The organism is Undibacterium sp. Tian12W, from assembly GCF_049339405.1.
In the GTDB taxonomy this organism is placed as follows: domain Bacteria; phylum Pseudomonadota; class Gammaproteobacteria; order Burkholderiales; family Burkholderiaceae_D; genus Undibacterium.
Map to the genome: position 1 here is coordinate 1 of NZ_JBMPPK010000094.1, position 257 is coordinate 257.

General features: G+C 65.0%; 1 protein-coding gene. It reads left to right on the forward strand.

Going from position 1 to position 257, the window contains the following annotated elements; all coding sequences use genetic code 11:
• Positions 1-257: hypothetical protein (locus ACO0LI_RS30755; protein WP_423037740.1), on the forward strand; the 257-nt coding region annotated here is incomplete at both ends.

Below are 257 nucleotides of genomic sequence, written 5' to 3' on the forward strand. Positions count from 1 at the left end.
GGTCGGGGCGGTGATCTCGACGTCGTCTGTGGGGGTGGTGATCTGGGCGACGGGTGTGCTGCTGTCGGCCGGGTTTCGCACGCTGTAGAGGCTGGTCTTGCTGACGGTAGCGAGATCATCTTTGGCGGTAGCGACAACCTGGTGCGCGCCTGTAGTGGCGGCGGTGATGGTGGCTGTGCCCTGGGCATCGAGTGTTTGTGGCTGGCCATCGACGGTGACGCTGGTGCTGATGTTGCCGGTGCCGCCGTTGGTGAGGA